11 protein-coding genes and 3 tRNA genes are annotated in these 13,138 nt (G+C 53.4%); 13 read left to right on the top strand and 1 reads right to left on the bottom strand.

What is annotated here, in order from left to right; all coding sequences use genetic code 11:
- The first annotated feature begins 95 nt into the window (after positions 1-95).
- From orn to HV229_RS02310, 4 genes are all read left to right on the top strand, one after another.
- Positions 96-641, top strand: a complete 546-nt coding sequence (orn, locus tag HV229_RS02295; protein WP_016151407.1) for an oligoribonuclease — start codon at positions 96-98, stop codon at positions 639-641.
- Between the two features lie 240 nt (positions 642-881).
- A tRNA-Gly gene (locus tag HV229_RS02300) sits at positions 882-957 on the top strand.
- Positions 958-1,113: 156 nt separating this feature from the next.
- Positions 1,114-1,189, top strand: a tRNA-Gly gene (locus tag HV229_RS02305).
- Between the two features lie 43 nt (positions 1,190-1,232).
- A tRNA-Gly gene (locus tag HV229_RS02310) sits at positions 1,233-1,308 on the top strand.
- Between the two features lie 269 nt (positions 1,309-1,577).
- Here HV229_RS02310 and queG read toward each other — a convergent pair.
- Positions 1,578-2,717, bottom strand: a complete 1,140-nt coding sequence (queG, locus tag HV229_RS02315) for a tRNA epoxyqueuosine(34) reductase QueG (protein WP_181546819.1) — start codon at positions 2,715-2,717, stop codon at positions 1,578-1,580.
- On the opposite strand from queG, the gene nnr reads away from it, so the two are divergent.
- The 9 genes from nnr (at position 2,716) to hflC (ending at position 13,057) form a co-directional block, all read left to right on the top strand.
- A complete protein-coding gene (gene nnr, locus HV229_RS02320) occupies positions 2,716-4,263 on the top strand; it encodes a bifunctional ADP-dependent NAD(P)H-hydrate dehydratase/NAD(P)H-hydrate epimerase (RefSeq protein ID WP_181546821.1) in 1,548 nt (515 codons plus the stop codon). The two genes, queG and nnr, sit on opposite strands and share 2 nt — an antisense overlap.
- Positions 4,235-4,696, top strand: coding sequence for a tRNA (adenosine(37)-N6)-threonylcarbamoyltransferase complex ATPase subunit type 1 TsaE (gene tsaE / locus HV229_RS02325; protein ID WP_016151410.1), 462 nt, complete (start codon positions 4,235-4,237; stop codon positions 4,694-4,696). Before nnr ends, tsaE begins: the two co-directional genes overlap by 29 nt.
- A gap of 16 nt (positions 4,697-4,712) precedes the next feature.
- Positions 4,713-6,044 carry an N-acetylmuramoyl-L-alanine amidase AmiB gene (gene amiB, locus HV229_RS02330; RefSeq protein ID WP_019078199.1) on the top strand — a complete coding sequence of 444 codons (1,332 nt, stop codon included), beginning with the start codon at positions 4,713-4,715 and terminating at the stop codon, positions 6,042-6,044.
- A 9-nt stretch (positions 6,045-6,053) separates the two neighbouring features.
- Positions 6,054-7,916, top strand: coding sequence for a DNA mismatch repair endonuclease MutL (gene mutL / locus HV229_RS02335; protein ID WP_181546823.1), 1,863 nt, complete (start codon positions 6,054-6,056; stop codon positions 7,914-7,916).
- Positions 7,909-8,859 carry a tRNA (adenosine(37)-N6)-dimethylallyltransferase MiaA gene (gene miaA, locus HV229_RS02340; protein WP_016151413.1) on the top strand — a complete coding sequence of 317 codons (951 nt, stop codon included), beginning with the start codon at positions 7,909-7,911 and terminating at the stop codon, positions 8,857-8,859. Before mutL ends, miaA begins: the two co-directional genes overlap by 8 nt.
- An 84-nt stretch (positions 8,860-8,943) precedes the next feature.
- The gene (gene hfq / locus HV229_RS02345) at positions 8,944-9,252 is read left to right on the top strand and encodes an RNA chaperone Hfq (RefSeq protein ID WP_003025584.1); all 309 of its coding nucleotides are present in this window, start codon (positions 8,944-8,946) and stop codon (positions 9,250-9,252) included.
- 74 nt (positions 9,253-9,326) lie between these two features.
- Positions 9,327-10,607 carry a ribosome rescue GTPase HflX gene (hflX, locus tag HV229_RS02350; protein WP_016151415.1) on the top strand — a complete coding sequence of 427 codons (1,281 nt, stop codon included), beginning with the start codon at positions 9,327-9,329 and terminating at the stop codon, positions 10,605-10,607.
- Between the two features lie 189 nt (positions 10,608-10,796).
- The gene (gene hflK, locus HV229_RS02355) at positions 10,797-12,050 is read left to right on the top strand and encodes an FtsH protease activity modulator HflK (RefSeq protein ID WP_016151416.1); all 1,254 of its coding nucleotides are present in this window, start codon (positions 10,797-10,799) and stop codon (positions 12,048-12,050) included.
- Between the two features lie 2 nt (positions 12,051-12,052).
- Positions 12,053-13,057, top strand: a complete 1,005-nt coding sequence (hflC, locus tag HV229_RS02360; protein ID WP_016155510.1) for a protease modulator HflC — start codon at positions 12,053-12,055, stop codon at positions 13,055-13,057.
- Positions 13,058-13,138: the final 81 nt, after the last annotated feature.

Below are 13,138 nucleotides of genomic sequence, written 5' to 3' on the forward strand. Positions count from 1 at the left end.
TCCTGGTCGCCCATAATGGGCAAAACATTTATGATACACGCAATTTTAGATGAATATAGTCACACTGAATGTGACGCTGAAGGGTGGAAAATAGCATGAGTGCCAATGAAAACAACCTGATTTGGATCGATCTGGAGATGACAGGTCTGGATCCCGAGCGCGATCGCATAATTGAGATAGCCACGCTGGTGACGGATGCCAACCTGAATATTCTGGCTGAAGGACCGACAATTGCGGTGCACCAGTCCGACGAACAGCTGGCATTAATGGATGACTGGAACGTACGTACGCATACCGGTAGTGGGCTAGTGGATCGCGTGAAGGCGAGCACCATGGGGGATCGTGAAGCTGAACTGGCTACGCTGGCTTTTTTGAAAGAGTGGGTTCCAGAAGGGAAATCACCTATCTGCGGCAATAGCATCGGTCAGGATCGTCGTTTCCTGTTTAAATACATGCCGGAGCTGGAGGCGTATTTCCATTATCGCTATCTTGACGTCAGTACGTTGAAAGAGCTGGCGCGTCGTTGGAAGCCGGAAATTCTTGCTGGCTTCACCAAGCAGGGAACGCATCAGGCGATGGACGATATTCGTGAATCTGTTGCTGAGCTTGCTTACTATCGCGAACATTTTATTAAGCTTTGATTTTGTGGATTGCCGGGCGGCGCTGTGGCTTACCCGGCCTACGAATATCGTTCCTGTGCGCTTGCACTGAGGCTGGATTGTCGCTAAATTAGACGACTTGCCGATAAATTCAGCACTTAAACAGAAAAACGAAAAAATCGCTTTTAGGGGGGTTGCAGCTAAACGGATTTCTCGTATAATGCGCCTCCCGTAACGACAGAGAATTACACGTTACGGCAGCAGCAAAAGCAGTACAAATTTGCGGGAATAGCTCAGTTGGTAGAGCACGACCTTGCCAAGGTCGGGGTCGCGAGTTCGAGTCTCGTTTCCCGCTCCAAAATTTGAAAGTGCTTGTAAAGCACAGACCACCAATCGCAGAATTTCGAATTGCGACAAGGCGGCAACTGAATGAGTCCTTAGGAGCTTACTAAAGTAAGTAACTTAGGCGAATGAAGGCAGCCAACGCAGTAGTGGTTCGAAAGACGAAGATTAAGCGGGAATAGCTCAGTTGGTAGAGCACGACCTTGCCAAGGTCGGGGTCGCGAGTTCGAGTCTCGTTTCCCGCTCCAAAATTTGAAAGTGCTTATGTCTACAAAGCACAGACACACCCAAGCGGGAATAGCTCAGTTGGTAGAGCACGACCTTGCCAAGGTCGGGGTCGCGAGTTCGAGTCTCGTTTCCCGCTCCAAATTCTTACCCCAATAAAAATATCCACAGCGAATAAATACGTTGGGGACGTTTTGTTTCGTCATTGACATACTCTTGTAAACAGACTTATCCACAGGTTCGGGTATTATTCCTGGAATGCAAAAAACTTAGTCGGGTGAATAGTATCATTTTAACTCTTTGAAAATATTGAATTAATTATCATTTCAAATTGTTAATGCGATCACTTGACGATTTTTTCCCTCTTGAATATCAATGTGTTTTTATTTTTATACACAAGCTGTGGATGACTTAAGCGTCACGCGGCAGACCCTTTTCAATGACCCTGACCAAACGTTGTTTCTTCGGTAACTGCACTTCAACTGCGCAGGCATTTCGCTTCTCGATTTGCTGAGCAACCGCCCACTCTATGTGTTCGTCGAGAAGTGGGTGCTCACCTCTGCGACTTTCCAGCGCGTGAATAACGGCTTCATCCCATGGGGCATTACCCAGCGCAACAGCGATATTTCGCAGCCAGCGCAGGTGACCAATACGACGAATAGCAGACCCCTCCGTGACTTTTAAAAACCACGCTTCGCTCCAGCTAAACAGCTCTATTAACTCTGGAGCATGAAGTTGTTTGCGTGGGTTGAAGTCATCCTCTGTCGTCAACTGCGAGTATCGGTTCCACGGGCAAATGAGCTGGCAATCATCGCAGCCGTAAATTCGATTCCCCAACAGGGGACGAAATTCTTCCGGGATCGCGCCTTCCAGTTCGATAGTGAGATAAGAGATACAGCGGCGCGCATCTACCGTGTAGGGTTCAACGATGGCCCCGGTGGGACAGATGGTCATACAGGCGACGCATTTCCCGCATCCTTCTTCTACTGGGTTGTCGACCGGCAGGGGCAAATCGATCAGTAATTCCCCGAGGAAGAAAAATGAACCAGCTTCGCGATTGAGGATAAGTGAGTGCTTACCTGTCCAGCCAAGCCCGGCTTTTTCCGCTAATGGACGCTCAAGAATGGGCGCAGAATCGACAAAAGGTCTAAAATTCAGCGAAACGCAGTGCTGTTGAATCCTCTCTCCCAGCTTTTTTAAGCGGTTACGCAGCAGTTTATGGTAGTCACGCCCAAGCGCGTAACGGCTGACGTAACCCAGAGAGGGGTTTTTCAACGTGCTGGCAAAGGCCGCATTGGCAGGAAGATAGTTCATACGTACGCTGATGACACGTAGCGTACCGGATAATAATTCGTGAGGTCGGGCGCGCATCATGCCGTGACGGGCCATCCAGTCCATCTCGCCGTGATAGTGTTTATCCAGCCAGGCCTGCAGTTTGGGCTCCGCTTCGCTGAGGTCGGTATCGGCAATACCGACCTGCTGAAAGCCAAGCTCCAGCCCCCACTGCTTAATATTTTGCGCTAACTGATTGAGATCGAGGGGCTCTGACATGACGGACCATACAATGAAGAAAAACCCCGCAAGTATACCACACTCCATTTGGCACGCCGATGACATCAGGCGGATGGAGCGAGAGGCGGCAGACAGTTTAGGACTGACGTTGTACGAGCTGATGCAACGGGCGGGAGAGGCGGCGTTTCAGGTCACCCGCGAGACATATCCAAACACTCAGCACTGGCTGGTGCTATGTGGTCATGGCAACAACGGTGGTGATGGTTACGTGGTGGCAAGGCTTGCCAAAGCTCAGGGGCTTGATATTACGTTGCTGGCGCAGGAGAGTGATAAAGCGCTCCCCGAGGAAGCACAGCAGGCGCGCGACGCCTGGCTTAACGCCGGTGGCGTCATTCATGCTGCGGATATCAATTGGCCAGATCGCGTGGACGTCATTATTGATGCGCTGTCAGGCACGGGCTTAAAACACGCGCCGCATGAGCCTCTCTCGGCATTGATCGAACGTGCCAATCACCATCCTGCCCCTGTCGTGGCGATAGACATTCCATCCGGCCTGCTGGCGCAGACGGGCGCGGCGCCGGGCGCGGTTATCAATGCGGCGCACACCGTGACCTTTATTGCGTTGAAGCCTGGTCTGCTAACCGGTAAAGCGCGCGATGTCACCGGACGCCTGCATGTTAACGCACTCGGTCTGGACGACTGGCTGGCGGGGCAGAACGCGCCGCTGCAACGGTTTGATGCTCAACAGCTTGTACACTGGTTAACGCCGCGTCGACCCACCTCGCACAAAGGCTCCCACGGTCGGCTGGTGATCATCGGTGGTGACCACGGCACGGCTGGCGCAATACGCATGGCCGGTGAAGCGGCGCTGCGTGCAGGAGCCGGGCTGGTTAAAGTGCTGACCCGTAGTGAAAATATTGCGCCTATTCTGACTGCCAGACCGGAACTGATGGTCGATGCGCTGACGCCGCAGACTCTGGAGGAGAGCCTGGCGTGGGCGGATGTTGTGGTAATAGGACCAGGGCTTGGTCAGCAGGAATGGGGTAAAAAAGCGCTGCAGAAGGTAGTGAATTTTCGCAAACCGATGCTCTGGGATGCGGATGCGTTGAACCTGCTGGCAATCAACCCCGATAAACGTCACAATCGCGTGATCACGCCGCATCCTGGTGAAGCCGCGCGACTTCTGGGCTGTTCCATTGCAGAAATTGAAGACGATCGATTACTTTGTGCACAACGTCTGGTAAAACGGTACGGAGGCGTCGTCGTGCTGAAAGGCGCGGGTACGGTTGTTGCTGCCGAACAGGCCGAATTGGGTATTATTGATACCGGCAATGCTGGAATGGCCAGCGGCGGAATGGGTGATGTGCTTTCCGGTATTATTGGCGCATTGCTCGGACAGAAGCTAACCCCGTATGATGCGGCATGTGCGGGATGTGTCGCGCACGGTGCGGCGGCGGATGTGCTGGCGGCGCGTTATGGTACGCGCGGCATGCTGGCGACAGATCTCTTTACCACGCTACAGCGTATTGTTAACCCTGATGTGATTGACGTTTATCATGATGAATCGAGTAATTCCACTACCTGATGAGCAGGCGACTTTAGACCTGGGACTGCGGGTAGCCAAAGCCTGTGATGGCGCGACGGTAATTTATTTGTACGGCGACCTGGGGGCGGGTAAAACCACTTTCAGCCGGGGATTCCTGCAGGCGTTAGGTCACAAAGGAAATGTAAAAAGCCCCACCTATACGCTGGTTGAACCCTATTCGCTCGATAATTTGATGGTATATCACTTCGATCTGTACCGACTTGCGGACCCAGAGGAGCTGGAATTTATGGGGATCCGCGATTATTTTGCCAATGACGCCATCTGTCTGGTGGAATGGCCGCAACAAGGTAAAGGTGTACTGCCAGACCCGGACGTCGAAATACACATTGAATATCAGGCGCAAGGTCGAGAGGCGCGCATAAGCGCAGTCTCCTCATCGGGTGATTTATTGCTGGCGCGTTTAGCCGATTAACCTTAAGGGTGGCGGGATGATTTATCGCATCAGAAACTGGCTGATGGCAACACTGGTCCTGCTGTGCGCGCAGGCAGGGGCCGCCAGCCTCTCCGATCTTCAGGTGTCCAATGGCGATCAGCAAGCGCGGATTACGCTGAGCTTTATTGGCGATCCTGAATACGCAGTTTCGCAGGACGGGAAACGAACCGTCGCGTTGGATATTAAACAAACCGGTGTGATTCAGGGGTTACCGCTGCTGTTTAGCGGCAATAATCTGGTGAAATCTATCCGTTCCGGCACGCCAAAAGATGCGCAGTCTCTGCGCCTGGTGGTGGATTTAACCGAGAACGGCAAAGCCGAAGCCGTAAAACGCCAGAACGGCGGCAATTATACCGTCGTGTTTACCATCAAAGCTGATGCGCCACCGCCGCCTCCACCACCTCCAGTGGTTGCGAAGCGTGTTGAAGCGCCGGTTATCGCCCCGCGCCCTGCCGAGCCTGCGCGTAATCCGTTTAAAGCGGAAAACGATCGCACCACGATGGTAACCAACAGTAATACCTCCACACGACCTGCGGCGCGCGCCAGTACCAGTAACGGCGAAAAAGTAGTTATCGCCATTGATGCCGGACACGGCGGGCAGGATCCTGGCGCTATTGGTCCCGGTGGCACACGTGAGAAAAACGTCACGATTGCCGTGGCGCGCAAACTGCGCAGTTTGCTCAATGATGACCCGATGTTTAAAGGCGTACTCACCCGTGATGGCGATTACTTTATCTCGGTGATGGGGCGTTCAGACGTTGCGCGTAAACAAAACGCCAACTTCCTGGTCTCTATTCATGCAGATGCCGCACCAAACCGGGATGCCACTGGTGCTTCCGTCTGGGTACTGTCAAACCGTCGGGCAAACAGTGAAATGGCCGGCTGGCTGGAACAGCACGAAAAGCAATCGGAACTGTTGGGTGGGGCGGGCGATGTGCTGGCAAACAGCCAGTCCGATCCTTATCTCAGCCAGGCCGTGTTGGATCTGCAGTTCGGTCATTCGCAACGCGTTGGGTATGATGTAGCGACCAGCATGATCGGCCAGTTAGAACGTATTGGCTCGATGCATAAGCGTCGTCCGGAACACGCCAGCCTTGGGGTATTACGTTCGCCTGATATCCCGTCAGTGCTGGTTGAAACCGGCTTTATCAGTAACAACAGCGAAGAGCGTCTGTTGGCGAGTGATGACTACCAGCAGCAGCTGGCCGAGGCAATTTACAAAGGATTGCGTAACTATTTCCAGGCGCACCCGATGCAAACCGGGCCTCAAGGCACACCGGCGCAAACCGCGAGTGCGGTATCGCCTGGCAACACGTTAACAAATTAAGGATTAGCCATGCCGATTCAGGTTCTACCGCCACAGCTGGCGAACCAGATTGCCGCAGGCGAGGTGGTAGAACGGCCTGCGTCAGTGGTGAAGGAGCTGGTGGAAAACAGTATTGATGCTGGTGCGACGCGCATTGATATTGATGTTGAGCGCGGCGGCGCGAAGCTTATCCGTATTCGTGACAACGGCTGCGGGATTAAAAAAGACGAGCTGGCGCTGGCGCTGGCGCGTCATGCCACCAGTAAAATTTCCTCGCTTGACGATCTCGAAGCCATCGTGAGCCTCGGGTTTCGCGGCGAAGCGCTGGCCAGTATCAGCTCCGTTTCTCGTTTAACCCTGACGTCGCGTACGCAAGAACAACCTGAAGCCTGGCAAGCCTATGCCGAAGGGCGCGACATGGATGTGACGGTTAAACCCGCTGCGCATCCGGTGGGAACCACGCTGGAGGTGTTAGATCTGTTCTACAACACCCCGGCGCGGCGCAAGTTTATGCGCACCGAGAAAACGGAATTTAATCATATCGACGAAATAATCCGCCGTATTGCGCTGGCACGTTTTGATGTGACGATTAATTTGTCGCACAACGGCAAAGTGGTGCGCCAGTACCGGGCAGTGGCTGCGGATGGGCAGCAAGAGCGCCGACTGGGCGCGATTTGCGGCACGCCGTTTCTGGAACATGCGCTGGCGATTGAATGGCAGCATGGCGATTTAACGCTGCGCGGCTGGGTGGCCGATCCTAACCACACGACGGCGGCGCTGGCGGAAATCCAGTACTGCTATGTGAATGGCCGGATGATGCGAGATCGGTTGATCAACCATGCTATTCGTCAGGCCTGTGAAGATAAGCTGGGAGCCGATCAGCAGCCCGCTTTTGTGTTGTATCTGGAAATCGACCCGCATCAGGTGGATGTTAACGTACATCCCGCCAAACATGAGGTCCGTTTTCATCAGTCCCGCCTGGTGCATGATTTTATTTACCAGGGCGTGTTGAGCGTCCTGCAACAGCAGCTTGAAACGCCGCTGCCGTTGGCTGATGACGACGAGCCCGCCCCAAGGCACATCCCGGAAAACCGCGTCGCGGCCGGGCGTAACCATTTTGCCGAACCGGCCCCGGCGCGTGAACCTGCGACGCCGCGTTACTCAGCATCTGCTGGCGCTGGCAGTAGTGGTGGCCGTCAGACGGGGGCCAGCTGGCCTCATGCCCAACCTGGATATCAAAAGCAGCAGGGTGAGATTTATCAGCAACTGCTACAGACGCCGGTTCCGCCGCGTAAAACGCCGGTTTCTGAAACGCCATCAGCACCTCTGACCGGCAACAGTCAGGGCTTTGGGCGGGTACTAACCATTGTCGGTACGGACTGCGCATTACTCGAATGCGATGGTCATATTCGGTTGCTGGCATTGCCGGTGGCGGAACGTTGGCTACGTCAGGCGCAGTTAACGCCGGACCAGGGCGTCGTATGCGCTCAGCCGTTACTGATCCCTTTACGTCTAAAAGTGACCGCTGATGAAAAAGCGGCGCTGCAAAAAGGGCAGAGCCAACTGGCTGAGTTGGGTATTGAATTTCAACTGGATGCGCAGCATGTGACCATCCGGGCGGTGCCTTTACCCTTACGCCAACAAAATTTACAAATCTTGATTCCTGAACTGATAGGCTACCTGGCACAGCAGTCCGAATTCGAACCGGGCAATATTGCACAGTGGATTGCACGTAATCTGATTAGCGAGCATCCGCAGTGGAGCATGGCTCAGGCGATTACGCTGTTAGCGGATGTTGAGCGGCTTTGCCCACAACTCGTGAAGGCGCCGCCGGGTGGTTTGTTACAACCTGTTGATTTACATTCGGTAATGAATGCCCTGAAACATGAGTGATACCCGTAAGGCGAGCCTGCCAAAGGCGATTTTTTTGATGGGGCCGACGGCCTCCGGTAAAACGGCACTGGCAATTGAATTGCGTAAAGTTTTGCCTGTAGAGTTGATAAGCGTTGATTCCGCCCTTATTTACAAGGGGATGGATATCGGTACAGCCAAGCCTGATGCAGATGAATTACAGGCCGCGCCGCACCGGTTGCTGGATATTCGCGATCCGTCCCAGGCGTACTCTGCTGCGGATTTTCGCCGCGATGCGTTAGCCGAGATGGCCGATATCACCGCCGCGGGGCGTATTCCGCTGCTGGTGGGCGGCACAATGTTATATTTCAAAGCCTTGCTTGAAGGGCTGTCGCCGTTACCGTCGGCAGATCCGGAAGTCAGGGCCAGAATTGAGCAGCAGGCGGCAGAGCATGGGTGGGACGCGTTACACCGACAGCTTCAGGAAATAGATCCGGTGGCTGCGGCGCGTATTCATCCAAATGATCCGCAAAGACTTTCCCGGGCACTGGAAGTTTTTTTCATTTCGGGTAAAACTTTAACGGAGCTGACGCAAACGTCAGGAGATGCTTTGCCGTATCAGGTGCATCAGTTTGCTATCGCCCCGGCGAGCCGTGAACTGCTCCATCAGCGAATTGAGCAGCGTTTTCATCAGATGTTGGCTTCAGGTTTTGAAGCAGAAGTCCGGGCGCTATTTGCCCGTGGAGATTTGCATACGGATTTGCCTTCCATTCGTTGTGTAGGGTATCGCCAGATGTGGTCATACATTGAAGGTGAAATTTCATACGATGAAATGGTTTATAGAGGTGTTTGCGCCACGAGGCAGTTGGCGAAGCGACAGGTAACCTGGTTGCGTGGTTGGGAAGGGGTGCACTGGCTTGACAGTGAAAAGCCTGACCAGGCGCGAAACGAAGTATTACAGGTTGTTGGTGCTATCGCGAACTGAATGTGTACAATTGAAACGTATCGTGCGCAATTTTTCAGAATCGAAAGGTTCAAAGTACAAATAAGCATATAAGGAAAAGAGAGAATGGCTAAGGGGCAATCTTTACAAGATCCGTTCCTGAACGCACTGCGTCGGGAACGTGTTCCAGTTTCTATTTATTTGGTGAATGGTATTAAGCTGCAAGGTCAAATCGAGTCTTTTGATCAGTTCGTGATCCTGTTGAAAAACACGGTCAGCCAGATGGTTTATAAGCACGCGATTTCTACTGTTGTCCCGTCTCGCCCGGTTTCTCATCACAGCAATAATGCCACCGGCGGCACTGGCAGCAACTACCATCACGGTAGCAACGCGCAAGGTTCATCTGCGCAACAGGACAGCGAAGAAACCGAATAAGGTTGTTAGCTGTTTTACACACGGGGAGCCAGCGATCCTGCGTTCCCCGTTGATATATATTAAGGGGTTGACGCTTGTTTGACCGTTATGATGCCGGTGAGCAGGCGGTACTGGTACACATCTATTTTTCGCAAGACAAAGATATGGAAGACCTCCAGGAGTTTGAATCTCTGGTTTCTTCCGCCGGTGTCGAAGCAATGCAGGTGATTACCGGGAGCCGTAAAGCACCGCACCCGAAGTATTTTGTTGGTGAAGGTAAGGCAATCGAAATTGCGGAAGCCGTAAAAGCGACTGGCGCTGCGGTGGTGATTTTTGATCATGCTCTAAGCCCCGCCCAGGAACGTAACCTGGAACAGTTGTGCCAGTGTCTTGTTATCGACAGGACAGGTCTTATTTTAGATATTTTTGCCCAGCGTGCGCGCACCCATGAGGGTAAGTTGCAGGTTGAGCTGGCGCAGTTGCGCCATATGGCTACTCGTCTGGTCCGTGGCTGGACCCACCTTGAAAGGCAAAAGGGCGGGATTGGTTTGCGCGGTCCGGGTGAAACCCAGCTCGAAACCGACCGTCGTTTGCTGCGTAATCGCATTTTGCAAATACAGTCGCGCCTGGAAAAAGTTGAAAAGCAACGTGAGCAGGGGCGACAGTCGCGCAAGAAAGCGGATGTCCCAACCGTATCACTGGTGGGGTATACCAACGCCGGAAAATCCACCCTGTTCAACCAGATCACCGAAGCCCGGGTTTACGCAGCGGATCAGCTGTTTGCGACCTTGGACCCAACGCTGCGCCGTATAGACGTAGCGGATGTCGGTGAAACCGTGCTGGCGGATACCGTAGGGTTTATCCGTCATTTGCCGCACGACCTGGTGGCGGCGTTTAAAGCTACCCTGCAGGAAACGCGTCAGGCGACATTGCTGCTGCATGTTATTGATGCTGCAGATTTTCGTGTGCAGGAAAACATCGAGGCCGTCGACACGGTGCTCGAAGAGATCGATGCGCATGAGATCCCGACTCTGCTGGTGATGAATAAAATCGATATGCTGGATGATTTTGAACCACGTATCGACAGAGATGAAGAGAATAAACCCATTCGCGTTTGGGTTTCAGCGCAAACGGGAATAGGTATACCACAGCTTTTTCAGGCTTTGACTGAGCGACTTTCCGGTGAGGTGGCGCAGCACACGTTGCGTTTGCCGCCGCAGGAAGGGCGTCTGAGAAGCCGGTTTTACCAACTTCAGGCAATAGAAAGAGAGTGGATGGAGGAGGACGGCAGCGTGGGTCTGCAGGTTCGTATGCCGATCGTAGACTGGCGTCGCCTCTGTAAACAAGAACCGGCACTGGAAGACTATATTGTCTGACCTGACGGATATGGCCTGAAGATTTTTTCGCCTCTATACCTTGTGGGTTTTGTGCAGCATGAAGGTGGCAAGTCCTGAAATCTTCAGGAGCATAGTCAACTATGTGACTGAGATTAAAGGGCGTAGCCAACGCATCGGCAGCGCAAAATACGCAGGTATAGCATCGCATAACAAATATGGAGCACAAAAATGGCGTGGAATCAGCCCGGTAATAACGGACAAGACCGCGACCCGTGGGGAAGCAGCAAACCTGGCGGCAACCCTGAGGGAAATGGAAACAAAGGTGGTCGCGATCAGGGACCTCCCGATCTGGATGATATCTTCCGCAAACTGAGTAAAAAGCTCGGTGGTCTGGGTGGCGGTAAAGGTGCTGGTTCTGGCGGCGGTAGCTCATCGCAAGGCCCTCGTCCGCAATTGGGTGGTCGAGTCTTTACTATCGCAGCGGCAGCTATCGTCATTATCTGGGCGGCCAGCGGTTTCTACACCATTAAAGAAGCGGAACGCGGCGTGGTGACACGCTTCGGTAAATTCAGCCATTTGGTTGAACCGGGTCTGAACTGGAAACCGACCTTTGTCGACGAAGTGACTCCGGTCAACGTGGAAGCCGTGCGTGAACTTGCCGCATCCGGCGTGATGCTGACCTCTGACGAAAACGTCGTACGCGTTGAAATGAACGTGCAGTACCGCGTGACCGATCCGCAGCGTTACCTGTTTAGCGTAACCAGCGCGGATGACAGTCTGCGTCAGGCAACCGACAGCGCCCTGCGTGGGGTTATCGGTAAATACACCATGGACCGTATCCTGACCGAAGGGCGTACCGTTATTCGTAGCGATACCCAGCGTGAGCTGGAAGAAACGATCCGTCCGTACAACATGGGTATCACCCTGCTGGACGTCAACTTCCAGGCAGCACGTCCGCCGGAAGAAGTAAAAGCCGCGTTTGACGATGCCATTGCAGCACGTGAAAACGAGCAGCAGTACATCCGTGAAGCAGAAGCGTACACCAACGAAGTTCAGCCACGTGCTAACGGTCAGGCGCAGCGTATTCTGGAAGAAGCGCGTGCTTACAAAACGCGAACCATCCTGGAAGCACAGGGTGAAGTGGCTCGTTTCGCAAAAATTCTGCCGGAATATAAAGCCGCACCGCAAATTACTCGCGAGCGTCTGTATATCGAAACCATGGAAAAAGTGCTGAGCAATACCCGCAAAGTCCTGGTTAACGATAAGGGCAGCAATCTGATGGTTCTGCCGCTGGATCAAATGCTGAAAGGCGGTAGTGCGCCAGCAGCAAAGAGTGACAGCAGTTCAAACCTGCTGCGTCTGCCGCCAGCAACGACGTCCGGCACTGGAGCAAGCAATACCTCGTCCACCAGTCAGGGCGATATTATGGACCAACGCCGCGCGAACGCGCAGCGTAACGACTACCAGCGTCAGGGGGAATAACGATGCGTAAGTCAGTTATTGCGATTATCATCATCGTTCTGGTAGTTCTGTTCATGTCTGTCTTTGTGGTCAAAGAAGGCGAGCGCGGGATTACTCTGCGCTTTGGTAAAGTTCTGCGTGACGATGAAAACAAGCCGCTGGTTGTTGCACCAGGCCTGCACTTCAAGATTCCGTTTATTGAATCTGTGAAGATGCTGGATGCGCGTATTCAGACCATGGACAACCAGGCCGATCGCTTTGTTACCAAAGAAAAGAAAGACCTGATCGTTGACTCCTACATTAAGTGGCGCATCAGTGACTTTAGCCGTTACTACCTGGCAACGGGCGGTGGCGATGTTTCTCAGGCGGAAGTCCTGCTGAAACGTAAGTTCTCTGACCGTCTGCGTTCTGAAATTGGTCGTCTGGACGTGAAAGACATCGTTACCGATTCCCGCGGTCGTCTGACGCTGGAAGTTCGTGATGCGCTGAACTCCGGTTCTGCTGGCACGGAAGATGAAGTCGCGACTCCGGCGGCAGATAGCGCGATTGCCGAAGCGGCTGAGCGTGTTCAGGCTGAAACAAACGGTAAAGTACCGGTCATCAACCCGAACAGTATGGCGGCATTGGGCATCGAAGTGGTTGACGTGCGTATCAAGCAAATCAACCTGCCTGCTGAAGTGTCTGAGGCTATCTACAACCGTATGCGCGCTGAGCGTGAAGCGGTAGCGCGTCGCCATCGTTCTCAAGGTCAGGAAGAAGCGGAAAAACTGCGTGCCACGGCGGATTATGAAGTGACTAAAACGCTGGCAGAATCTGAGCGTCAAGGCCGCATCATGCGCGGTGAAGGCGATGCAGAAGCCGCTAAACTGTTTGCCGATGCGTTCAGCCAGGATCCTGACTTCTACGCCTTCATCCGTAGCCTGCGTGCTTACGAGAAGAGCTTCGAAGGCAACCAGGACGTGATGGTCATGAGCCCGGACAGCGATTTCTTCCGCTACATGAAGACACCGAGCACTACGACACGCTAATAAAGTTCCAGCGGTTTTAAACCAGCAAAACCACCGGCATCCCCAGGGATGCGGTGGTTTTCTTTTTATAAAAGGACGATG

Origin of the sequence: Citrobacter sp. RHBSTW-00524, assembly GCF_013747755.1 — a bacterium.
In the GTDB taxonomy this organism is placed as follows: domain Bacteria; phylum Pseudomonadota; class Gammaproteobacteria; order Enterobacterales; family Enterobacteriaceae; genus Citrobacter; species Citrobacter braakii.

What these genes read in the sequence shown, in the direction of transcription:
- orn (WP_016151407.1), top strand. Translation starts at nt 96, where the DNA reads ATGAGTGCCAATGAAAACAACCTGATTTGGATCGATCTGGAGATGACA.
- nnr (WP_181546821.1), top strand. Translation starts at nt 2,716, where the DNA reads ATGACGGACCATACAATGAAGAAAAACCCCGCAAGTATACCACACTCC.
- queG (WP_181546819.1), bottom strand. Translation starts at nt 2,717, where the DNA reads ATGTCAGAGCCCCTCGATCTCAATCAGTTAGCGCAAAATATTAAGCAG.
- tsaE (WP_016151410.1), top strand. Translation starts at nt 4,235, where the DNA reads ATGATGAATCGAGTAATTCCACTACCTGATGAGCAGGCGACTTTAGAC.
- amiB (WP_019078199.1), top strand. Translation starts at nt 4,713, where the DNA reads ATGATTTATCGCATCAGAAACTGGCTGATGGCAACACTGGTCCTGCTG.
- mutL (WP_181546823.1), top strand. Translation starts at nt 6,054, where the DNA reads ATGCCGATTCAGGTTCTACCGCCACAGCTGGCGAACCAGATTGCCGCA.
- miaA (WP_016151413.1), top strand. Translation starts at nt 7,909, where the DNA reads ATGAGTGATACCCGTAAGGCGAGCCTGCCAAAGGCGATTTTTTTGATG.
- hfq (WP_003025584.1), top strand. Translation starts at nt 8,944, where the DNA reads ATGGCTAAGGGGCAATCTTTACAAGATCCGTTCCTGAACGCACTGCGT.
- hflK (WP_016151416.1), top strand. Translation starts at nt 10,797, where the DNA reads ATGGCGTGGAATCAGCCCGGTAATAACGGACAAGACCGCGACCCGTGG.
- hflC (WP_016155510.1), top strand. Translation starts at nt 12,053, where the DNA reads ATGCGTAAGTCAGTTATTGCGATTATCATCATCGTTCTGGTAGTTCTG.